At 71.7% G+C, this 20860-nt stretch carries 18 protein-coding genes; 11 read left to right on the top strand and 7 right to left on the bottom strand.

Annotated elements, in window-relative coordinates; genetic code table 11:
* Positions 1-4: 4 nt before the first annotated feature.
* Positions 5-163: a hypothetical protein gene (locus IF54_RS43025; protein WP_199821222.1), complete on the bottom strand. Its 159-nt coding sequence runs from the start codon at positions 161-163 to the stop codon at positions 5-7.
* Positions 164-362: 199 nt separating this feature from the next.
* Here IF54_RS43025 and IF54_RS0118525 point away from each other — a divergent pair, with 199 nt between their 5' ends.
* The 3 genes from IF54_RS0118525 (at position 363) to IF54_RS0118515 (ending at position 3345) form a co-directional block, all read left to right on the top strand.
* Positions 363-1565, top strand: coding sequence for a sensor histidine kinase (locus IF54_RS0118525; RefSeq protein WP_030319970.1), 1203 nt, complete (start codon positions 363-365; stop codon positions 1563-1565).
* Positions 1566-1676: 111 nt separating this feature from the next.
* Entirely contained in the window at positions 1677-2336 is a 660-nt protein-coding gene (locus IF54_RS0118520; protein WP_030319968.1) for a response regulator transcription factor, read from the top strand.
* Between the two features lie 106 nt (positions 2337-2442).
* On the top strand, positions 2443-3345 hold the full coding sequence (locus tag IF54_RS0118515; RefSeq protein ID WP_037820185.1) for a CPBP family intramembrane glutamic endopeptidase: 903 nt from the start codon (positions 2443-2445) through the stop codon (positions 3343-3345).
* A gap of 33 nt (positions 3346-3378) precedes the next feature.
* Here IF54_RS0118515 and IF54_RS0118510 read toward each other — a convergent pair whose 3' ends face one another.
* Positions 3379-3738, bottom strand: a complete 360-nt coding sequence (locus IF54_RS0118510; RefSeq protein ID WP_030319963.1) for a hypothetical protein — start codon at positions 3736-3738, stop codon at positions 3379-3381.
* Positions 3739-3823: 85 nt separating this feature from the next.
* Between IF54_RS0118510 and IF54_RS0118505 the strand changes: the two genes are divergently transcribed.
* The 3 genes from IF54_RS0118505 to IF54_RS0118495 are packed head-to-tail and all read left to right on the top strand — an operon-like array spanning position 3824 to position 5796.
* Positions 3824-4453: an RNA polymerase sigma factor gene (locus IF54_RS0118505; RefSeq protein ID WP_030319961.1), complete on the top strand. Its 630-nt coding sequence runs from the start codon at positions 3824-3826 to the stop codon at positions 4451-4453.
* The gene (locus IF54_RS0118500) at positions 4450-5436 is read left to right on the top strand and encodes a CU044_5270 family protein (RefSeq protein ID WP_030319959.1); all 987 of its coding nucleotides are present in this window, start codon (positions 4450-4452) and stop codon (positions 5434-5436) included. The genes IF54_RS0118505 and IF54_RS0118500 overlap by 4 nt, the downstream gene beginning before the upstream one ends.
* A 36-nt stretch (positions 5437-5472) precedes the next feature.
* The gene (locus IF54_RS0118495) at positions 5473-5796 is read left to right on the top strand and encodes an antibiotic biosynthesis monooxygenase family protein (protein WP_030319958.1); all 324 of its coding nucleotides are present in this window, start codon (positions 5473-5475) and stop codon (positions 5794-5796) included.
* Between the two features lie 254 nt (positions 5797-6050).
* On the opposite strand, the gene IF54_RS0118490 is transcribed toward IF54_RS0118495, so the two are convergent.
* Entirely contained in the window at positions 6051-6653 is a 603-nt protein-coding gene (locus IF54_RS0118490) for a hypothetical protein (protein ID WP_159002150.1), read from the bottom strand.
* Between the two features lie 155 nt (positions 6654-6808).
* Positions 6809-8380 (bottom strand): carbohydrate-binding protein, encoded by a 1572-nt coding sequence (locus IF54_RS0118485; protein ID WP_030319956.1) that lies wholly within the window; start codon positions 8378-8380, stop codon positions 6809-6811.
* 149 nt (positions 8381-8529) lie between these two features.
* Between IF54_RS0118485 and IF54_RS0118480 the strand changes: the two genes are divergently transcribed.
* A complete protein-coding gene (locus tag IF54_RS0118480; RefSeq protein WP_030319954.1) occupies positions 8530-9156 on the top strand; it encodes a phosphoribosylanthranilate isomerase in 627 nt (208 codons plus the stop codon).
* Positions 9157-9251: 95 nt separating this feature from the next.
* On the opposite strand, the gene IF54_RS0118475 is transcribed toward IF54_RS0118480, so the two are convergent.
* Positions 9252-12080, bottom strand: a complete 2829-nt coding sequence (locus IF54_RS0118475; protein WP_037820182.1) for a transglycosylase SLT domain-containing protein — start codon at positions 12078-12080, stop codon at positions 9252-9254.
* A gap of 326 nt (positions 12081-12406) precedes the next feature.
* A complete protein-coding gene (locus IF54_RS0118470; RefSeq protein ID WP_030319949.1) occupies positions 12407-14026 on the bottom strand; it encodes an alpha/beta hydrolase in 1620 nt (539 codons plus the stop codon).
* 270 nt (positions 14027-14296) lie between these two features.
* Here IF54_RS0118470 and IF54_RS0118465 point away from each other — a divergent pair, with 270 nt between their 5' ends.
* The 4 genes from IF54_RS0118465 to IF54_RS0118450 all read left to right on the top strand — a co-directional run bounded on the left by IF54_RS0118465 (position 14297) and on the right by IF54_RS0118450 (position 19431).
* Positions 14297-16534 carry an MMPL family transporter gene (locus IF54_RS0118465; protein ID WP_037820226.1) on the top strand — a complete coding sequence of 746 codons (2238 nt, stop codon included), beginning with the start codon at positions 14297-14299 and terminating at the stop codon, positions 16532-16534.
* Positions 16535-16624: 90 nt separating this feature from the next.
* Positions 16625-17854: a sensor histidine kinase gene (locus IF54_RS0118460; protein WP_030319943.1), complete on the top strand. Its 1230-nt coding sequence runs from the start codon at positions 16625-16627 to the stop codon at positions 17852-17854.
* Between the two features lie 70 nt (positions 17855-17924).
* Complete coding sequence (locus IF54_RS0118455; protein ID WP_234439007.1) at positions 17925-18740, top strand: inositol monophosphatase family protein; 816 nt, start codon at positions 17925-17927, stop codon at positions 18738-18740.
* A 160-nt stretch (positions 18741-18900) separates the two neighbouring features.
* Positions 18901-19431, top strand: a complete 531-nt coding sequence (locus IF54_RS0118450; protein WP_030319936.1) for a TerD family protein — start codon at positions 18901-18903, stop codon at positions 19429-19431.
* Between the two features lie 36 nt (positions 19432-19467).
* Here IF54_RS0118450 and IF54_RS0118445 read toward each other — a convergent pair whose 3' ends face one another.
* The gene (locus IF54_RS0118445) at positions 19468-20814 is read right to left on the bottom strand and encodes a hypothetical protein (protein ID WP_030319934.1); all 1347 of its coding nucleotides are present in this window, start codon (positions 20812-20814) and stop codon (positions 19468-19470) included.
* Positions 20815-20860: the final 46 nt, after the last annotated feature.

Here is a 20860-nt window from a genome sequence, read left to right as displayed (position 1 = left end):
TTCCTCAGGGGCCGGTGCGCACCCGGCGGACGACCAGGGCGGTGGCCGTCAGCGCGGTGACCGTGCCGAAGGCCAGGTGGACGGTGGTGTCGGCCGGGGTGAAGGACGCGATCGCGTTGCCCAGCACGCTGAGGACGAGCAGGGGCCACAGGACGAGGTTCACGGGGCACTCCAGGGTTTCGGTGGGTCTCGGTGGGTGTCGGTGGTCCCGACGCCGACGACGCTACGAGCCGGCACCCCGTCCGGCCGATCCCGCCCGCCGCCCGGTCCGGGGTACAGCAGGCTGTACTTTCCCGCTCCCGGCCGTGCGGTGAACTCTCCTTCCGCCTAGGGTCGTTGTCCTCCAGCCAGAGGAGGTTCCCATGGCCACCGCCGACCTGAAGGGCCTGGTCGTGGGCACCGCGACGACCGCGGCCGCCGCCCTCGGCCAGCTGGTCTCCGGACTCGGTACGGCCACCCTCGCGCCGTTCGTGCTCCTGTGGCTGGCGCTGCCCAAAGGGGTGCGGGTGCTGCACGCCCTGGCGGACATGGAGCGCGCCCGGCTCGCCCGCTGGGGCCCCGAGGTCATCGCCCCTGCCCGGCCGCCCGCGCGGCTGAGGGCCGCCCTCACCGACCCCACCACCCGGCGCGAACTCCGCTGGCTGCTGCGTCATCTGGCGGTGGGGCTGCCGCTGGGCATGCTCGGTTTCGTGCTGCCGCTGCTCGCCGTACGGGACACCGCTTTTCCGCTGTACTGGCGGCTCGCTCCCACGGACGCGACCGCCACCTCCATCGGGATCGGTGTCGCGCACTCCTGGCCGGACGCCCTCGCCGTGTGCCTGCTCGGCGTCGGCTGGATCGCCATCATCCTGGGGCTCACCCCCGCCCTGGCCCGCCTCCAGGCGAGCCCGGGACGCCGGCTCCTGTCCGCAGGGCCCGACGCCGACCTCTCCCTGCGGGTCGCCGAGCTGACCGCCACCCGGGCCGCCGCGCTGGACGCCCACGCCGCCGAACTACGGCGCATCGAGCGGTCGTTGCACGACGGCACCCAGAACCGGATCGTCACGGTGACCGTGCTGCTCGGGGCCGCCCGCAGAATGGTCGCCCGCGATCCGGCCGGCGCCGACGAGCTCCTGGAGCGCGCCCAGTCCGCCGCCGAACAGGCGCTGGCGGAACTGCGGACCGTCTCCCGCTCCATCCTGCCGCCGGTGCTCGCGGACCGGGGCCTCGCGGGGGCGCTCACCGGACTCGCCGCCGAGAGCCCGGTGCCGTGCACCCTCGACGTGGAGCTGCCACGGCGGTGCGCGGCCTCCACCGAGGCCACCGCGTACTTCGTCGTCGCGGAGGCGCTCACCAACATCGCCAAGCACAGCGGCGCGTCCCGGGCCACCGTCACGGTCCGCGCCCCGGGCCCACGGCTCCTGCTGCGGGTCACGGACGACGGCCGGGGCGGCGCCGACGAGCACGGCGGCTCCGGACTCGCCGGCATCCGGCGCCGGGTGGCCGCCCACGACGGCAGCCTCCGGCTGACCAGCCCGGCCGGCGGTCCGACGGTGGTGGAGGTGGAGCTGCCGTGCGGGACGTGAGCGGCCGCACGGCCGTACGCGAGCTGTCCGAAGGCCGTACGTGAGCGGCCCGAGGCCGTACAGGAGAGCGCTCGGCCGGAGCGCTCCCATGACCCCGGAGGTGGACCTGCCATGCGGATCGTGATCGCCGAGGACGATCCCCTGCTGCGCGAGGGCCTCGCCCTGCTGCTGCGCGCCGAGGGACTGGACGTGGTCGCCACGGCCGACACCGCCGACGGCGCGCTCGACGCCATCGACGCGCACGAACCGGACGTGGCCATCCTCGACGTACGGATGCCGCCCACGCACACCGACGAGGGGGTCCGCGCGGCCGTCGAGGCCCGGCGGCGCAGGCCCGGCCTCGCCGTCCTCGTGCTCTCCGCCTACGTCGAGCAGAGCTTCGCCACCGAGCTGCTGACCGGGGGCGTCGGCGGGCTGGGCTATCTGCTCAAGGAACGGGTCGGCCGGGTCGAGGAGTTCCTCGACGCGCTGCACCGGGTCGCGTCCGGGGGCACCGCGATCGACCCCGAGGTCGTCGCCCAGCTGTTCACCCGGTCCCACCAGGACGCCCGGCTTGCCCGGCTCAGCCCGCGCGAGAAGGACGTCCTCGCCCTGATGGCCGAGGGACTGGGCAACAGCGCTGTCGCGGAGCGGCTGTTCGTGACCGACGGGGCCGTGCACAAGCACATCCGCAGCATCTTCGCCAAGCTCGACCTGGCGCCGACCGACCAGGTGGACCGGCGGGTGGCGGCGGTGCTGCGATACCTGGAGGACGCGCGCCGGACCCGCTGAAGTACAGCCTGCTGTACGGGGATTCGGGGCGTGCGCGGCAATGATCCGGGGGCGCCGCGCTGGTGTGCTGGAGACATCACATCAGCCCCCGACGAAGGGATCCGCGGTGAGTGTCCAAGCCCCCGTCACCCTCGAGAACCGTCCGGTTCCGCACGAGCCCGCAGGGCTGCGCGGAAGCATCCGGCGCAACCCACTGACCTGGTTCTTCACCCTGGCCTTCGCCCTGAGCTGGGCCGCCTGGACGCCGTACGTCCTGTCCCGCAACGGCCTCGACGTCTGGCAGTTCACCTTCCCCGGCGGGCGCGCGGGCAGCCAGCTCACCGGCGTCCTGCCCGGCGCCTACCTCGGCCCGATCGCCTCGGCGCTCCTCGTCACCGGGATCACCGAAGGACGCGCGGGCCTGCGGACCTGGCGGCGCCGGATGCTGCGGTTCAAGGTCAGCTGGCGCTGGTACCTGGTGGTGCTGCTCTCCGTGCCGGCCGCCCTGACCGTCGCCTCCGCCGTGCTCGTCGGCCGCGGTCCCGCGCTGCCGTCCGCGATGATCCTCGCCGCGTACCTGCCGGGACTGCTGATCCAGATGATCACCACCGGGCTCGCGGAGGAGCCGGGGTGGCGGGAGTTCGCCATGCCGCGGATGCAGAAGCGCCACGGTCCCCTGATCGCGACCCTCGTCGTCGGCGTGCTGTGGGGCTGCTGGCACCTGCCGCTGTTCCTGACCGAGTGGGGTGGCGGGCCGCACGTGTCCTGGACCGTGCCGGTGCAGTTCGTCGTGATGACGATCGCCTTCAGCTTCGTGATGACGTGGGTGTTCAACCGGTCCGGCGAGAGCATGCCGCTGGTCATGCTGCTGCACACCGGCGTCAACAACTACCTCTCGATCGCCTGGACGGACATGTTCCCCTCGCTGTCCGAGCACGACGGGGCGCGGGCCCTGCTGCTCGCGGCGACGGCGGCGGCGCTGGTCCTGCTGATCGCGACACGGGGGCGGCTGGGACTGCCCAGGCGGTGATCCGAGGTGCTCTGCGGATATGAACGGGCTCCCTCAGTCGGTCCCGGCACCGGTCCCGGACGCGAACCGGAGCGAGATGCGCCGCAGGACCTCCGCGGCGGAGGTGTCGGTGCGGCCCTCGTCATGGACCTCGGCCAGCTGGACGAAGGCGAAGGCGAAGCAGTTGGCGATGCTCGCGATGGCGGGACCGAGCTCCTCCACGACGGCGTCCGCGGCCGCGTGACCGCTGGCGTCGGCGGGCAGGTGGATGCGGGGCAGGGTCTCCACGAGGAGCGCGGAGACCGCACCGGTCAACGAGGCCTGCCGATCCGGGTGTTCCCGCACCTGCCGGCGCATCTCCAGTGCCTCGGTGAGGATCCCGACGACGTTCTGCATGACCTCGCGCTGTTCCATGGGACCGCAGCGTATGCGCTCGACGGCACACGCCATGTGACTCAGGGCACAGGAACTCGGCACGGCGGAGCGGAGCGTTACGGGTGTGAGGGAAACAGAGACGGCGGAACCCGAGCGGGCACGGATACGGGCCGGGGACCGGGCGGCCTTCGGGGAGTTGTACGACCGCTACGCGCGGGCCGTGTACAACCACGCCCTGCGGCTGACCGGGAACTGGGCGGAGGCCGAGGAGGCGATGTCCGAGACCTTCCTGGCCGCCTGGCGGACCCGGGAGACGGTCGAGCCGGAGGGCGGCTCGCTGAAGCCCTGGCTGCTCGGGATCGCCACGCACAAGGCGTACAACGTCAACCGGGGTCTGCGGCGCAGGCTCGCCTTCCTGGCCCGCAGTCCGCAGCCGCGCCCGGTGGAGGACTTCGCCGAGGAGAGCGCCGGCCGGATCGACGACGCACGGCGGCTCGCGGCGGTGCACCGCGCCCTGGGCCGGCTCAGCCGTCAGGACCGTGAGGTGTTCGCCCTGTGCGTGTCGGCCGGCCTCGACTACCGGCAGGCCGCCGAGGCCCTGGGCGTCCCGGTCGGCACCGTGCGGTCGAGGCTGTCACGGGCCCGCGCCCGCCTCGCCCGGCTCAGCGCGGAGACGGAACCGCCCCCGGCCCACGGAGGGATGGACAGTGAGGCCGCACTCGCGGCCCTGTTCCTGAAGGAGGAGACCCGATGAACGAGGCCGAGGAACTGGCGGCCACGGCGGAGTGGGACCTCCCGCCGGAGCGTCACCGTCACTTCAAGGACGTACTGATGCAGCGCATCGACGACGACAAGCAGCGTGCCCAAAAGCCTTCCGTACGGCGCCGGTTCGCCCGGCCGGCCGTGCTGCTCCCGCTGGTCTCCGCGGCCCTGGCGGGGGCCCTGATCACCACGCTCACGACCGGCGGACACACCCCCGCCCCCGAGGCCCCCAGCGCCTCCGTCACCCTCCGCCGCATCGCGACGGCCGCCATGGCGAGCGACACGATCCGGGTGCGGGACGACCAGTTCGTGTACGTCAGGACACTGGACCGCTCGAACAAGGGGAGCTTCACCGGGCCGGTCGAGCTCGGTGCGCTGCACACGGAGGAGCACTGGACCGCCCAGGACCCCGGCCCGCTCCGGATCACCGGATGGCTCCGGGCGAGCGGAAAGGACGCGATCATGCCCGGCCAACTCATCCCGGTCGAGTCCTCCGACCCTGTCCCGGTCGGGGTCGCCCACCCCACCTACCGGTGGCTGGCCTCGCTGCCCACCGATCCCGACGCCCTGCTCGCCCGGCTGTACAAGGAGGCCAGGCCGGTCGAGGGCGAGTCGCGGGACCAGGCGGTCTTCTCCCTGATCGGCGATCTGATCGGCGGCACGGTGATGCCGCCCGCCACCATGGCCGCCTTCTACCGGGCGGCGGCCCGGCTGCCCGGCGTACGGGAGATCCCCGACGCCGTCGACGCCACCGGCCGGCACGGCATCGCGATCACCCTCGACGACACCGGCTTCGCGACCCGCTACGAGTGGATCTTCGACAAGGAGACCCTGGCCCTGCTCGGCTCCCGCTTCTACATCACCGACCCGGACCGGGGGATCACGACCGAAACCCTGGCCGGCACCAGCGCCGTCATCGAGAGGGCGGTCGTCGACAGGAAGGGCGAGGTGCCCGCCCGGACCGCCTCCCGCTGACGTCCCGCTGACGCCCCCTGGAGCACAATCACGGACATGAGCATCGTCAAGATCAACGTACTCACGGTCCCCGAGGAGCAGCGCGAGACGCTGGAGAAGCGGTTCGCCGCCCGGGCGGGCAGCGTGGAGAACTCGGACGGGTTCGAGTGGTTCGAGCTGCTGCGGCCGGTCGAGGGCACCGACACCTACCTCGTCTACACGCGCTGGAGGGACGAGGAGTCGTTCCAGAAGTGGATGTCCGGCATGGCGCAGGCCGCGCACGGGAGCGGCGGTGAGGGCGAGCGCCCCAGGCCGGCCGCGTCCGGCGCCACCCTGTGGAGCTTCGAGGTCGTCCAGCAGGCCGCGCCCAAGCTCGGCTAGACCAGCAAGCTGACGTCCCTCATGCTCCTGGCTTCGGTCAGCGGCGGTGATCCTGCACGTGGCTCGGGAGAACCGGGCGTGCTTGTCGCTCGCGGAGTGGGATCCGCGAGCGACTGGCCCGCGCCGCTGGCGGGCCGCAGGCCGGGGTGGGGAGCGCGACCGGTGCGCGCTGGACGATCCCGGGGGCGGACGCCTTGCCGCCGGTGTCGCAGCTGGCCACCCTGCCTATGCCCTCCGCAGTCCTGGCCTGAAGCTCAGGCCGGCTTGCCTTCTGTCCCATGCCACGGCCAGTAGGAGAAGCCGTTGCCGGTGTACCAGTCCAGGCGGGTCTTGCCGCATCCACCGCTGTGCACGTCCAGGAAGTCGTAGTTGACGGCCTTGATGGACCTCTTGGGGAAAGTCACGGAGATTTCCGTGGTGACAGTGCCGCGTGAGGGGATCGTGCCCACGGCCAGGGGCTGTGAGTTCCACAGGGGCAGCGAGCCGTTGGTCCTGCTGTTCCAGTGCAGCGCCATTGAGTGCCAGGAGCCCTTGCCGACGCGCCAGCGAACGTGGGGCGCGGGGCCCCGGTTCTTCATGAGGTTGCCGATGGCGAAGACGTACGAGGCCTTGGTCAGTGTTGTGTTCTCGGTGTTGTGGAGCCGGAGTTTGGCGTGGAGCGCAACGTCGGGCTTCTGTGCGGTGGGTACGACCGATCCGGCAGCGTCCGAGACCGACACAGCTCCGTACCGGCAGGTGTACCCGAGGGCGGCGTTCTTCGGCGTGGCGGCAGCCGCGGCACCTTGGGCGGCGAGCACGCCGAGGACGCCGGCTGTGGCGGCTAGAACGGCGCCCTGGCGAATAGTGGTGTTCAACATCTCCTCCTCATCGCCTTGATGGCACAACGACCTCGGCCTGCCGTCAATGATCTTTGCGGGATCATTGCGTACTGGAGAGGCACACCAACCAGGCCGCACCCACTAGGGGCGACGAAAGGGACTCCGGCCTTTGCGCCGGGGTCCCTTTCCGTGCGCTACAGCGTGACCTGCTTGCCCCCGAAGGTCACCACCAGGCTGCCGTCCGAGGCGAACGACCAGCCCAGGGCACCGGAGTACGCGGCGCAGCGGGACCCGTTCGTGCCGGACCAGAACTGGTTGGAGCTGTCGGCGTCACCGGCGTACCGGTCGTTGCCCCCGCTGGTGCACGAGGTGTTGGAGCGGAAGACCGAGGTGCCCTTCTCGAAGTTGAAGTTGCGCTCGGTGTTGGAGACGGAGACGTTGCTCGTGATCGTCATCGAGCCGGGGTTGCTGTTGTAGGTGAACCCGTGGTGGCCGTTGCCGTAGGCGAGCGAGTGCTGGACGACGTGGTTCACCGCGATGTCGTCGCCGCCGAGCTTGTACCCGTTGCGGTCGCCGTTTCCGGCCTGGGAGCCGTCGCTGAGGGTGCCGTTGCCGTAGGACAGGGAGTACTCGATGGTCACCGGGCCGATCGGGCCGGTGTCGGTCTTGGTGTAGAGGTCCCAGCCGTCGTCGATGTTGTGGTGCGAGACGGCGTACCGGAAGACGTTGCCGGTGCCCGTGGTCAGCTTCGCGGCGAAGCCGTCCGCGTCCTCGCCGTCGGAGTCGGCGTTGTCGTGCGACTCGGCGCTCAGGATCAGGTTGTTCGAGGGCCACTGGCTCGCCGGGGTGGTGGAGGCGATCCGGCCGAGCTGGAGCCCGGTGTCCCGGTTGAAGCGGGTCACGGTGCGCTCGACGACGTTGTTGCTGCCGCCGACGTAGATGCCGTTGTCCCCGGCCCGCTCGACGACCAGTCCGTAGAGCTTCCAGTAGTCGGCGTTGAGCTGGATGCCCCGGTTGGCGGGACTCTCGCTCTGCGCAGCGAAGTTGAGCACCGGCGTCTCACCCGGGTAGGCGGAGAGCGTGGTGCGGGCTGCCGCGGTGCCGTTCCTGCCGGCCGGGACGGTCACCGTCGAGGAGTAGGCGTACGTCCCTCCCCGCAGGTAGATGGTCCCGCCGGCGGAGACGCGGCTGATGGCCGAGGTGAGCGTGGTGGGCGCGGTCACGGTGCCGGCCGCGCCGTCGGTGCCGGTCGGTGACACGTACAGGGCGCTGCTCGACGGCGGGGTCGTGGTGCCGGAGGTCTCGGCGTCCAGGTGGTCGACGTTGGGCAGGCCGTTCGCGGTCGTCGGGTTGAGCCGGACCGTGTTGCCGCCCGCGGTCACCGGGACGGTGAGCGTCTTGGTGGTCCAGCCGGTCCAGGTGCCGGTGGACTGGAAGGAGGCCGAGGAGACCGTCGAGCCGTTCACGATGATGTCCGCTGTTCGGGCGGTGGTGGTGCCGTTGGCGAAGCGGACGCTCAGGGTCGCCGTGCCCGTTGCGGGTGCGGACACGGTGAACTGGGCGTAGGCGCCGATGGCGTTGGTGCCGTTGCAGAATCCGCTGCCGGAGTAGCCGGCGTACTCGGTCTCGACAGCTCCGGTGCAGATGGCGGGGGCGGATTCGGCCTCGTACCGGGTGGTGGCGGCTTGCGCGGTGGTGGTGCCGGACAGTGCGACGAGCGTGCCGGCGAGGAGGCCGACGGAGGGGATGAGGGGTCTCAGGCGCATCGTTCGTCTCCATGGTGTGTGGTGACGGGGGCACGAGTTCCGCGGACGTTCTGCGGATGTTCCTGGGACGGTAAGCGCTTGCCATGGTCGCGTCAACGGCTGTGTATGTGATCGTTGTTCACACATAGGAATTGGATACGGTGGGCGGCATGACGCTCTTCGTGAAGATCTGCGGCCTGAGCACCGAGCAGGACGTCGACACGGCCGTCGAGGCCGGCGCCGACGCCATCGGGTTCGTGTTCTCCGACAGCCCGCGCCGCATCGACCCCGCGACGGCCGCCCGGCTTTCCACCAGGGTCCCGGAGAACGTCCTGACGGTGGGAGTGTTCCGCCGTGAGCCCCTGGAGTACGTACGCTCCGTCGCCACCGAGTCCGGCATCGGGGCCGTCCAGCTGCACGGCCCCGAGGACCGTGACTACTACGCCTCCCTGGCCACCGGCGGCTGGACCCTGATCCGCGCCGCCGCCTTCGGCGACTCCGTCCCGCGCTGCGGGGAGTTCGGCGAGGACATGCTGCTCCTGGACGCCCCGGTGCCGGGCTCGGGCATCGCCTGGGACTGGTCGCGCAAGCAGATCGCGGCCGCGGGCGAGAAGTGGCTGCTGGCCGGCGGCCTGACCCCGGAGAACGTCCGCGAGGCCGTGGACGTCACCCGCCCCTGGGGCGTCGACGTCTCCAGCGGAGTGGAGGCGAGCCGGGGCGTCAAGGACCCGGCCCTGATCACGGCGTTCGTGGAGGCGGCACGCGCGGGAGCGCCCGCCGTCGGCCGGGCGGACTGACGACGGGCGCTGCAAGCGCCTTCAGGGGCGCGGGGAACTGCGCGACAAGCCACGACGGCGCTGTGGCCGGGATACAGACCTGTCGCGGCACCCCCCTACCGCTTCACCGGTACGAAAGCCAACGCATCCCAGGCGATCGACGCATCCCCCGTCCCGTCAGCCGTGGCCGAGCTCAGCGACACACTCGGCGTCCCCTTGAACTCGTACGACCCCAGCGGCACCCACGCGTTCTTCCCACCCGTGTCCTGCGAGATCGTCTTCTCGACGACCATCCCGTCCCCGAGATCGATCCGGTACGTCGCCGACGGCGTGTTCGCCTCGTGGTCCGGCAGATGCACCATGACCTCCGCCGCCCCGACCACCTTCCGGTCCGGCGTCCAGGTACCCGTGACCACCGAGTCGGTGTACGACGGCACCCGCGTGTGGGTCAGCCAGAAGTGCCCACCGAACCCGGCCCCCAGCTGATGGAAGTCGATCTTCGAGGGATGGACGGTCGCCCCGTTCTGCTGCGCCGACCCGAAGGTGAACGTCAGCGTGCCCCTGCTGGTCCAGTTCCGCTTGCCCGCACAGGGGTTGGCGGAGCCGACCCGGAACTTCACCGTGTTCGGCACGTCGTCCACGATGAGGGCGTCCGCCGGGAGCGTGGACGTGCAGGCCGCCGGGTGCGGGGCGGCGACCTTCGGCTCGGGGTCGCCCACCGCGTACTTCAGCACCTCGGTGCCGCAGGTCGCCGTGCAGTCGGTCCAGCTCACCGGCTGGTGCCACCAGCACTTGAAGTCGTCCCGCTGGCAAGGCCCTTCGGGCTGGCTGGAGCCCGCGACCTTGCGGGGCTTGGTGATGTCGCAGTCGTTGACCGTGGGCTTGCAGAACGTGTCGTGCGCGGGCTCGGCGGCCGGCGCGCCGGAGGCGGGCCAGTCGCCGACGGTGAAGGCCCTGACGGTCGCCCCGGTCGCCGGGTCCGTCTTCTGCTGGGAGTAGGCGGCCCAGCCGAGCACCCGCTCCGGGTACGTCCACAGGTTGGGGGTGCGGGCGTCGTCGTAGCCGGAGGACAGGAACATCGTGCGGTCGGCCGGGTAGAGGCCGTTGGCCGGGTTGTTGAACCAGCCGAGGCCCCACGGGGCGCTCGCGTCCGTCGAACTGGGCAGGTTGAGGCCGCTGTTGTAGGCCCACAGCGCGAGCCACCAGTTCTCCAGGTACTTCGGGTCGCCGCCGTTGACGAGCAGGCCCCTGTCGTAGAGCTGGTTCCACTTGTCCTGGAGGATCTGGAGCCCCGCGGCGATGTTGGCCGCGTAGTCCACGGTGAGCGCCTGCTGCTGCTCGGCGGTGAAGGTGGTGTCCGACTTGGCCATGCCACTGGTCACCTGGGCGATGCCGTAACCGCAGTCGGCGGCCGCCCAGTTGACGGTGTGGACGCTGCCGGCGTTGCCGTAGTAGCCGCCCTGGATGAAGTTGCTGCTCTCGCCGGCGGCCGCCCGGGAGCTCGCCTGGAGCAGGTTGGACTCCTGGGACAGCACCCCGAGCATGACCTGCGCGGGGACCCGGCCGCCGCCCTTGAGCGGGGTCGAGGGGAACAGGCCCTGCGGGGTGTACGACGGGAGCTCGCTGCCGTTCCAGCCGCTGCGCCGGCGCACGTCGAGCTTGCCCTGCACGGCGAGGTCCGTCGCCCACTCGGCCTGCGCGGTCGAGGGCTGGAGCGACTGGAGCTTCGGGTCGTTGCGGGTGACGGCGCAGGCGCGGTCGGGGTCGGTGGTGGAGGTCGCCGGGTCGGTGTCGGCGGTGCTCTTCGTGTGGACGCTGTCGGTGTGCACCCCGTCGGACAGGGCCGGGGACTGCTCCGCGCCCTGGGCCGCCGCCCTGGGCACGACCTTGAACCCGACGCTGCTGTCGCTGCCGGGCAGCACCGCGTCGATGCCGACCGGCCGCGCGACGTCCACGGCCGTCTTCCGGCCGCCCGCCGCCTCGGTGCCGTTGCCGACGGAGGTCAGCGCGAGCGAGCCGGTGGTGGAGACCTCGGCGGAGGCCGGCACGTCCAGCGTCCGCCAACTCTTCGGCAGCGCCGAGTGCTTGACGGCTTCCTCGGCGTCCCGGCCGGTCACGAAGACGCGGCCGCCGTTGCCGTGCACCGCGAGGGAGCCCAGCGCGCCGGAGCCGAGGAGCTGGTCGGAGCCCGCGGAGGTGACCCGGCGCACCTGCACCTGCTTGCCGTCGGGCACCTGGTAGGCGAGTCCGTGGTGCGCGTCCGGCACCAGCCGGAACGGCGTACCACCCGTCTTGGCGAGGGTGCTGGTGTCGCCCTTGGCGTCCACCGAGACCACGGCGTCGCCCTGGGCGGCCGCGATCTCGTTCCCGAAGGGCACGGCGGAGGTGAGCTGACCGGCGACGGTCTGCTGCCGCACCAGTTTCGCCCGGGCGGTGTCGACGGTGAGCAGCTCGGTGTCGTCGCCCTGCGGCCGGGTCAGGACGGCCTGTTCGCCGTCGCCGCAGCCGGGGTTGAAGTAGGCGAGGGAGACCAGCTCGGGCAGCTTGGTCACACGGCCGTCCGCGAGGTCGACCACGGCGGCGAACGCGCCCTGCTGGAAGCCCTGTTGGTCGTTGACGGCCTGCCGGGGCGCGTAGACCACGACGGCACGGTCCCCGGAGCCGGTCACACAGGTCTGGCCGATCCACCGGTCGGTCTCGACGCCCGGCTCGGACAGGGTGGCCGCGGTGTGCCACCGGTAGGCGTCCGCCGCGTCGGCGACCAGGACGTGCAGTCCGGTGGCGTCACCGTCGTAGGTGACGATCCGGTCGCCGGACTTCTGCCAGCCGGAGGGGAGTTGCGAGGTGTCGGTGACGCGGTCCGTCGGGGCCGGCGCCGGGTCGGAGGGGTTGGTCAGGGCCGCGGACGCGAGAGGGGCGACGAGGGCCAGTGCCGCCACGGACATACCGGAAGCCGCGAGTATTCGCCCGCGCCGGTTCTTCGGCACCCAGCGGTGCCTGCCTCCTGGATATTCACGAATGGTGCGCAAGGAATTCCGCCTGGATTCATTTGTGAAGGTCGATACCGGCCGTGCGTTCCCCCAGGCCGGTGACGCGGAAGGTACCAGTCCGGTATGGCCGCAATGGGTGGCGTGGGCGGTCTACCGGCTGGTATCCACGAAACGTCCACGGAATTCAGACAGCGATTTCCTCTTCCTTGCCGTCCCTTTGGAGACGGTCGTGACGACGTACGAGGGCCCGGGTCCCCGCCGGGACCCGGGCCCTCGTCTCGTCAGCGCAGCGAACCGATCCGGTCCACCCGCTCGTTCACTCCCTCGCGGAGTTCCTTCAGCGTCGTGCCCGGCGGGGCCACCGTGGGCTCCGAGGACGGCGGCTGGGTTTCGTCCGTGCACCTCGTGCCGCGGGACGGGACCTTCAGGTTCACGAGGTAGTCCGTGATCCGGTCCGTCGCGCAGACGCTGCGGTTGAACGCCGTGTGGCCCTCCGCCTCGAAGGTGAGGAGGCGGCCGTTGTCGAGCTCACGGGAGAGGGCCACCGCGTCCTGGTACGGGGTGTCCGGGTCACCGGTGTTGCCGATGACCAGGATCGGCGCGGAGCCCTTGGCGTGGAAGGTGCCGGCGTAGCGGCTGGTGTGCTCGCCCTTCCACTGGACGCAGGCCGTGGCGTGCTGGTGGTCGTAGGTCGGCGGGCCGTAGGCCATGGCCGGGCCCAGCAGCGGGGCCAGCCGGGCGTTGGTGGTGACCTCGCGCTTCAGCAGGGCCGGGTCGCTCGGGTACTTCTTGTCGACGCACTCGACCACGACGTTCGGGTTGAGGAAGTCGAAGCTCGCCGGGGACGGCGGCCGCAGCAGGAACGACGTGTTGTCGCGCAGCTGCGCCTTGCGCAGGGCCTCCCCGAAGGACGGCCAGATGACCTTGCCCTCGTTGATGTTGAACATCAGCCGGTAGACGAGGGTGTAGCCGTTGGCCTGGCCGCCGTTGGCGGTGGGCACCGGGTTGGCGTCCAGGTCGGCCTTCAGCTTCTCGAACGCCCCGCGCGGGTCGCCGTCACCGAAACCGCAGGTCGTCTGGTTCGCCTTGCACCAGTCCAGGAAGCGGCCCATCGCCCCGTCCAGGGCCAGGTACTGCGGACGGTCGTAGGCGTAGGGGCGGTTCGTGTAGTGCTCGGGGTCGTACGCTCCGTCGAGCGCGAGCGCCCGCACCCGCTTCGGGAACATCGCCGCGTAGACCGTACCGATGTAGGAGCCGAACGACCGGCCGTAGTACGTCAGTTGCTTCTCGCCGAGGGCCTGGCGCAGCAGGTCGATGTCCCGGGCGACGTACTGGGTGCCGACGTACGGCAGCAGGTCGCCCGCGTTGTCCTGGCAGGCCTGGTCGAAGTCGGCGGCCTGTCGCACCGCCGGTTCGTAGGCGTCGGGGCCCGGGACGCCCTTGGCGGCGGTCACGGCCCGGGTGTAGGTCGGGTCGTCCCAGCACACCACCTGGGAGCTGCGGCCCACGCCACGGACGTCGTAGCCGAAGACGTCGAAGTCCTCGCGCAGGGCGGTCGGCAGGTCGTCGTAGTTGTTGCGCACGAAGTCCACGCCGGAGTTGCCCGGGCCGCCCGGCTGGAGGAACAGCGTGCCCTTGCGCTTGGACGGGCCGGTCGCCTTCTTGCGGATCACGGCGAGGGTGAGGGTCCTGCCCTGCGGCTCCCGGTAGTCCAGGGGCACTTGGGCGTTCGCGCACTCGAACCCGCCCTGGCAGTCGGACCAGGCGAGGGTCGGCACGGTCGGTGCGGACGGGGTGGGCGGGCTGGACGGGGTGGCGAACGCCGAGGTCGCGGCCCCGGTCCAGGCCACGGCGAGCGCGCTGACCGCCGCTCCGGTGAGTCTGAGTCGTCTGAACTTCACTGTCTTTGTTCCCCCTTGGGCTGGTCAGGCCTCATTGAACCGGTGGGGACCATCGGCGGATCGGTGGCCCCACAGAGGACACACAGCAAATCCCGCCGCATGGTTCCCGGACGGTTCCCGCCGTCCGCCGGTCGTCCTGCGGGCCTACTCCGCGGCCGCCGCCTACTGCGTACCGAGTAGCAGGGATGTCGGCAGGCGCACGACGACACGGCGGGTCTCGTCCGGCGAGTCTGGACGGACTGTCCGGCATCAGATGTGGAGACCCTCGCCGTGGCTGAATTTCTTTACCGCGTGGGCCGCCTGGCCTTCCGGCGACGCTGGTACGTCGCCCTGGTCTGGGCGGCCGTCCTGGCCGCCGTCGGGCTGGGCGCCCTGAAGGCGCCGGGCGCGGCCGACGAGGGCTTCTCGATGCCGGGCATCGAGTCCCAGAAGGCGTTCGACCTCATGGAGGAGCGCTTCCCGGGCGCCACCGCGGACGGCGCGACCGCCCGGGTCGTCTTCGTCGCGCCGAAGGGCGAGAAGGTCACCGCGGCCGACCACCGGAAGGCCGTCGAGAGCGCCGTCGCCGACCTGGCCGACGGCTCGCAGGTCGCGTCCGCCGTCGACCCCTTCCAGGCGAAGGCGGTGAGCAAGGACGGCACGACGGCGTACGCCACCGTCACGTACAAGGTCGCCTCCAACGACCTCACCGACGCGAGCAAGTCCCAGCTGCTCAAGGCCCTCGACACCGCTCGGGACACCGGGCTGACCGTCGAGGCGGGCGGCACCGCCATGGGCGACGGCGCCGGCGCGGGCGGCTCGGCCGAGGTGATCGGCATCGCGATCGCCGCCGTGGTCCTGCTCGTCACCTTCGGCTCCCTCGCCGCCGCCGGTTTGCCCCTGCTGACCGCGATCGCCGGCGTCGGCGTCAGCATGGCCACGATCCTCGCCCTCTCCCACCCCCTCGGCCTGTCCACCACCACCGGCACCCTGGCGATGATGCTGGGCCTGGCCGTCGGCATCGACTACGCCCTGTTCGTCGTCTCCCGCTACCGAGAGGAACGCGCCAAGGGCAGGGAACCCGGGGAGGCGACGGCCCTCGCGGTCGGTACGGCGGGCTCCGCGGTCGTCTTCGCCGGGCTCACCGTCGTCATCGCCCTCGCCGGGCTCACCGTCGTCGGCATCCCGATGCTCACCAAGATGGGCCTGGCCGCGGCGGGCGCCGTCGTCGTGGGCGTCCTCATCGCGCTGACCCTGGTTCCGGCGTTCCTCGGCTTCTGGCCGAACGCGGTACTGCGCCGCAAGGACCGCAAGAGGGGCCGTATCGAGGAGGAGCCCAAGGACAACGGCGGCACCCGGTGGGCCAGGTTCGTGCTGCGCCGCCCGCTGCCGGTGCTGATCCTCGGCGTGGTCGGCCTCGGTGCCCTCGCCGTGCCGATGACCTCCCTCCAGCTGGGCATGCCCGGCGACGAGGCCAAGTCCACCTCCACCACCCAGCGCCGTGCCTACGACGCGCTCGCCGAGGGCTTCGGCCCCGGCTTCAACGGCCCGCTGACCGTCGTCGTGGACGCGAAGGGCGACGCCACAGCGAAGGGCGACGCCGACGCCAAGGCCGCGGTCTCGACGATCTCCCGGAAGATCGGCGCGACCGAGGGCGTCGTGTCGGTGTCCCCGGCCCGCTTCAACGAAACCGGTGACACCGCCGTCTTCTCGGTGGTGCCGTCCACCGCGCCCACCAGCGAGAGGACCAAGGACCTCGTCACCACCATCCGCGACGCGCGCCCGGCCCTGGAGTCAGGGACCGGCGCGACCTTCGAGGTCACCGGCAGCACCGCGATGAACATCGACATCGCCGACAAGGTGCAGTCCGCTCTCGTGCCGTACCTGATCGTGGTGGTGGGCCTCGCGATCGTGCTGCTGCTCGTCGTCTTCCGTTCGCTGCTGGTCCCGCTGAAGGCGGCCCTCGGCTTCCTGCTCTCCGTCCTGGCCTCCCTCGGCGCGGTCGTCGTGGTCTTCCAGGAGGGACACGGCGCCTCCTTGCTGGGCGTGGAGACCACCGGCCCGATCATGAGCCTCATGCCGATCTTCCTGGTGGGCATCGTCTTCGGCCTCGCCATGGACTACGAGGTCTTCCTCGTCTCCCGGATGCGTGAGGCGTACGTCCACGGCGAGACGCCCGCCCAGGCGGTGACCTCCGGATTCCGGCACAGCGCCCGGGTGGTCACGGCCGCCGCGCTGATCATGATCGCGGTGTTCGCCGGGTTCATGGGCGAGAGCGACTCCATGATCAAGATGATCGGGTTCGGGCTCGCCTCCGCCGTCCTGCTCGACGCGTTCGTGGTCCGGATGGCCATCGTCCCGGCCGTGCTCGCCCTGCTCGGCGACAAGGCCTGGTGGCTGCCGTCCTGGCTGGACCGGATCCTGCCCCGGTTGGACGTCGAGGGCGAGGCCCTCACCAGGGCCGCCGACACCCCCGCCCCTGCCCCCGCCGCCTCCCCCTCCGCCGACCAGGATGCGGTCCGCGTCTGACCCCACCCCCACCAGGGCCGCCCGTGTCGTACGGCACGGGCGGCCCGCTTCGCTCACCATGGGACCCGAGCCCACGCACCGGAGAACACGATGATCACGAGCATGGAGCGGCGCTACGCGGACCGCCTGGAGGGACTGTCGGACCGCCACCCCTTCCTCGTCGACCTGGCGCTCGTCCTCACGCTGCTGGGGTGCGCGACCCTCGGCGCCTCGCTGACCCTGCCCGGTGCCACCCCACCCGACGACGACGGTCTGGCCGTGGTCGTCATGGGCGTGTCCTGTCTGGCCCTGCTCAGGCACCGCACCCACCCGCGCACCGTCGTCGTCGTCAACGCCGTCTGCGCCGCGGTCGTGATCACGCAGGGGTACCTTCTGACCCCCCTGCTGCTGAGTCCCGTCATGGCGTCGCTGTACTGGCTGGCCACCCTCACCGAGGGCGCCACGGTCCGCGCCTACGGCTTCGCGACCACGGGAGTGCTCACGGTCGCCGCGGCGCTCTCCGACTCCATGGACCATGTGTCGCTGCTCCTGCGGACCATCGGCCCGGTCTTCTGGCTGATGCTGCCGCTCGCCGCCGGCACCATGACCCGGCTGCGGCGCGCCTACCTCGCGGCCACCCAGGCGCGCGCCGAGCACGCCGAGCGCACCCGGGAGGAGGAGGCGCGGCTGCGGGTCACCGAGGAACGCATGCGGATCGCCCGGGAGTTGCACGACGTGGTGGCCCACCACCTGGCCCTGGCCAACGCCCAGGCCGGCACCGCCGAGCACCTCGCGCTGGCCAACCCCCCGCAGACCAAGCGGATCCTGCACGACCTCACCGGCACGACCTCCTCCGCACTGCGCGAACTCAAGGCCACGCTGGGCCTGTTGCGGCAGAACGGCGACGACGGCTCGGCCCCGCTGGAGCCGGCCCCCGGCCTCGCCCGGCTGCCCGAACTGGTCTCCTCGTGCGCCTCCGCGGGGATCACGGTGACCGTCACCACGGAGGGGGAGCCGCAGCCGCTCTCCCCGGGCGTGGACCTGACCGCGTTCCGGATCGTGCAGGAGGCGCTCACCAACGTCACCAAGCACGCGGCGACGCAGCGCGCGCACGTCCGGTTCGCCTACGCGGGCAGCCGCCTCCTCATCACGGTCACGGACGAGGGAGCGCGCATCGCGTCCGGCCCCGAGCCCTCGAAGGGGTTCGGCGTCATCGGGATGCGCGAACGCGCCCAGTCCGTCGGGGGCGAACTGCGGGCGGGACCGCGGCCGGAGGGGGGCTTCGAGGTGAGTACGGCACTGCCGTTGCAGCCGGCGGTGCGCGGGGAGGGCGACGGGTGACGGGCAGGGGTCATCGGGGATTCACCCGGAGGTCGCCGGTCCCCCGCGCGGTGCCCGTACTGTGACCGGCATGGCTGACACTGTGGCCGGCATGGCTGACGTGGATCTCGACCGGGCACTGGAGGTCGCGACCGGGCTCGCGGCCTGGGCGTCGGAGGCGATCAGGCGGCCCCGCGACCCGGGCGCCGAGGTGCGGGAGAAGGACGGCCCCGCGGACATCGTGACCGCGACCGACGAGGCGGTGGAGACCCGGGTCCGCGAGGTGCTCGGGCGGGCCTTCCCGGATCACGGGATCGTCGGCGAGGAGTACGGCCCGAAGGAGGGCTCGGCCGGTGCTCCCCACTGGGTGGTCGACCCGGTCGACGGCACCACCAACTACGCCCACGGCCTGGGCTGGTGCTCCTTCTCGCTGGGCCTGGCCGCCGCCGACGGCAGCCCGCTGCTCGGGGTGGTCGCGGACCCCTGGCGGGGCGAGACGTTCACCGCGGTCCGGGGGCGCGGGGCGTACCTGAACGGCACCCGTACGTACGCGGCCGCCCACACCACCCTCACCGGCCACGTCTTCCTCACCGAATGGGCGGCGCACGCCCACTGGCCCGGGCTGGACACCCTCCTGACCCGACTCGCCGAACGGCACTGCACGGCACGGGTGATGGGCTCCACGGCACTCTCCCTGGCCCAGGTCGCGGCGGGCCGGGCGACGGCGGCGGCGATCGGCGCCTTCCACGCGATCGACGGCCTCCCGGCCCTGCTGGTCGCCCGCGAGGCGGGAGCGGTGGCGGTCCCCGAACTCCCCTCCCACAACCAGCCCTTGCTCCTCGTGGTCCCGGGCGCGGCCGAGGAGACGACGGAGCTGTGGCATGCGACGGGGGCGGCTGACGGATGACGGTGACCTGGTCGAGATGTCGGTGACCTGGTCAAGATGACGGTGACCTGGTCGAGATCTGACCAGGAGATGGTCGCCAGGGAGGTATCAACCGGCCGACCGGAGCACATACTTCAGCAAGCGGGAGGGTCCCGGGGGGAGTCTGACGGGGAGCGGCTTGATGCATGCCGGCGGTGCGGGTCTTGGCAGGGTCCAGGTGCGGCTCAAGTGGGATCCGAGCCCCTTCGGGGAACCGGCCCGGCACCTCGACATCGTCGCCGCGACCTACGCGGCGAGCGACCTCCATGGGCGCCCGGAGTACGTCGTGCACACGGAGAGCCGTTCGCCCGACGGCACCATCACCATGACCCGGCACAGCGAGACCGGCCTCGGCCTCGGATACGTCGAAGAGATGGAACTGGAGTTCGAGCGGTTGTCGTCCGCCTACGGGCGGGTCGTCGTCGGGGTCGCCATCCACCAGGACGGCGGCCCCCGGACCTTCGGCGACCTCACCCACTGCGGGGTGCTCGTCGTCGAGGGCTATCGCAAGCTGCTGACCGACGACTTCGCCGGCGTCGCCGACGCCACCGCCGCCACGATCGCGGAGTTCACCCGGGACGCGGCGGGCTGCTGGCACTTCGGAGAACTGATCCGGGGCTTCGACAACAACCCGACGGGATTCATGGCGGAGATGGGCAGCGTACGGCGGTGAGGGGACCGGGTCCGCTCCCTCACCGCCGTTCCGCGCTCAGGCGGACGGGTTGACGACGACCTTCGCGGAGTTGTTCCTCACCTTCGGGTCGAAGGCGAAGGCCGGACTGCCGTCGTAGGGACGGACGGTGACCCGGCCGGTCGCGTCGGGGACGACCCGGTCGACGCGCAGCCGGAACGGGAAGTCGACCTTCAGGTCGGGGCTGGTCCAGGTCGGCAGGGTGCAGACGTAGTGGGGGACCGAGGGGTCGCCGGCGGCCGGCGCGGCCGTACGGCAGGTGCGGGGCACCGAGGTCGCGGTGGTGCCCGGCGGGAGGTAGTAGTCGATCGCCGGGACCGGGTCCCCGGAGGCCACGTCCGCGACCCAGGCCGGACCGCGGTTGACGAAACGGAACCCGGCGGCGACGGTGTCCCCGGCCGCGCCGCTCACCTCGGTGCCGTGCACGGCGAAGTCCGCGGTGTTGTCGGCGGTGATGTGCCAGGAGCGGCCGTTGTCGGAGGTGTCGAGGTCGGTGACGTCCCCGGCGGGCTCGACCTCGTAGTCGAACCGCTCGTCCAGTGCGTGGCGGGTGACGGCGAGCCGCAGCGGCGCGGGCAGCCCCACGGTGGCGCCGGGCGCGACCTCGGTGTCGAAGGAGCAGGTCACGTACGTCATGGACGGGTACTGGCTGCCGGTGTCGTCGGGCTCGCTGTAGGTGCACTCGGGGTAGCGGGTGGCGACGTCGAGGCCGTACGTCGCCCACAGCTTCACGCTGAAGCCGTGGGCGGTCTCGTTGCCGGTGTTGGTGATGTCGAACGGCACGGTGAGGTCGGTGCCGGGCGCGATGCCGGAGACGTCCTGCGGGGCGCTCACGCCGAGGTCGGGACCGGAGCCGACGGTCACGAAGGTCTCCGTGGAGTACTCCGGGACGGAGAGCGTGCCGTCGGGGCCGCCGGTCGCGGTCGCCGAGTACTCGATCGCACCCTGCGCGCCCACGGCGGCACCGGGCGCGGCCCGCAGTTTCAGCTGCACCTGCGGGGTGTAGCGGACCGGCACGTCACCGGTGTCGCACACGGCGACGGTACCGGCGTCGTCCGGCACGCAGTCGGCGGGCCACTGCACCTCGGCGACCCCGGTGAGCCCGGTGACGTCGACGGTCAGGCGTCCGTCGGTCACGGTGTAGTCGGAGTTGTAGTGCTGGAGCCCGAGAGCCATGGACCGGTACGGGGCCGTTCCCCCGCCGTCGGGGGCGGCGACGACGGCCTGCTCGTAGGGCGCCTGGATCTCCAGCCCGTCGTTCGGATCCGAACCGTCGGCGAACGCGACCCCGCTCCCGAGCGCGGCGACGACCATCGCACCGACCGCTCCCGCGCACACCGCACGTCGGACGGAGACAGAACTCATGACATCCCCCAGCTGGGACAGAAGAACCCCGGCACGATGACCGACA

This window comes from Streptomyces sp. NRRL B-3229 (genome assembly GCF_000719505.1).
GTDB classification, from domain to species: Bacteria; Actinomycetota; Actinomycetes; order Streptomycetales; family Streptomycetaceae; genus Streptomyces; species Streptomyces griseorubiginosus.
The sequence above is the reverse complement of the archived record's forward strand: the minus strand, read 5'-3'. Positions and strand labels throughout refer to the sequence as shown.

Excerpts from the sequence above, each read along its gene's own strand:
- IF54_RS0118500 (WP_030319959.1), top strand. The coding sequence starts at position 4,450 with ATGAACGAGGCCGAGGAACTGGCGGCCACGGCGGAGTGGGACCTCCCG.
- IF54_RS0118495 (WP_030319958.1), top strand. The coding sequence starts at position 5,473 with ATGAGCATCGTCAAGATCAACGTACTCACGGTCCCCGAGGAGCAGCGC.
- IF54_RS0118510 (WP_030319963.1), bottom strand. The coding sequence starts at position 3,738 with ATGGAACAGCGCGAGGTCATGCAGAACGTCGTCGGGATCCTCACCGAG.
- IF54_RS0118445 (WP_030319934.1), bottom strand. The coding sequence starts at position 20,814 with ATGAGTTCTGTCTCCGTCCGACGTGCGGTGTGCGCGGGAGCGGTCGGT.
- IF54_RS0118520 (WP_030319968.1), top strand. The coding sequence starts at position 1,677 with ATGCGGATCGTGATCGCCGAGGACGATCCCCTGCTGCGCGAGGGCCTC.
- IF54_RS0118475 (WP_037820182.1), bottom strand. The coding sequence starts at position 12,080 with ATGTCCGTGGCGGCACTGGCCCTCGTCGCCCCTCTCGCGTCCGCGGCC.
- IF54_RS0118525 (WP_030319970.1), top strand. The coding sequence starts at position 363 with ATGGCCACCGCCGACCTGAAGGGCCTGGTCGTGGGCACCGCGACGACC.
- IF54_RS0118455 (WP_234439007.1), top strand. The coding sequence starts at position 17,925 with ATGGCTGACACTGTGGCCGGCATGGCTGACGTGGATCTCGACCGGGCA.
- IF54_RS0118460 (WP_030319943.1), top strand. The coding sequence starts at position 16,625 with ATGATCACGAGCATGGAGCGGCGCTACGCGGACCGCCTGGAGGGACTG.
- IF54_RS0118490 (WP_159002150.1), bottom strand. The coding sequence starts at position 6,653 with ATGTTGAACACCACTATTCGCCAGGGCGCCGTTCTAGCCGCCACAGCC.
- IF54_RS0118480 (WP_030319954.1), top strand. The coding sequence starts at position 8,530 with ATGACGCTCTTCGTGAAGATCTGCGGCCTGAGCACCGAGCAGGACGTC.
- IF54_RS0118450 (WP_030319936.1), top strand. The coding sequence starts at position 18,901 with ATGCATGCCGGCGGTGCGGGTCTTGGCAGGGTCCAGGTGCGGCTCAAG.
- IF54_RS0118485 (WP_030319956.1), bottom strand. The coding sequence starts at position 8,380 with ATGCGCCTGAGACCCCTCATCCCCTCCGTCGGCCTCCTCGCCGGCACG.